Below are 277 nucleotides of genomic sequence, written 5' to 3' on the forward strand. Positions count from 1 at the left end.
TCAATATGGGAGTGACGATGTTGGATAATGCGCCGATCACCATTGGTAATAACGTTTTAATTGGCCCCAATAGCCAATTCTATACACCCACCCATTCGCTTGATTATCAACAGCGACGGGGTTGGACTTTTCAGTGCGCGCCAATTGTGATTGAAGATGATGTTTGGATTGGGGGAAATGCTGTTATTTGCCAAGGCGTGACGATTGGCGCTCATTCGGTGGTAGCAGCGGGAGCCGTTGTGACCAAAGATGTCGCTCCTGATACCTTAGTTGGTGG

General features: G+C 48.4%; 1 protein-coding gene. It reads left to right on the top strand.

Annotation, left to right across the window (positions count from 1 at the left end):
- Nucleotides 1-17: 17 nt before the first annotated feature.
- Nucleotides 18-277, top strand: a 260-nt coding sequence (locus V0R37_RS22070) for a DapH/DapD/GlmU-related protein (protein WP_420376553.1), incomplete at its 3' end; no start/stop codon positions are given.

The organism is Pollutimonas rozaliensis (assembly GCF_048751585.1).
Lineage (GTDB): Bacteria > Pseudomonadota > Gammaproteobacteria > Burkholderiales > Burkholderiaceae_B.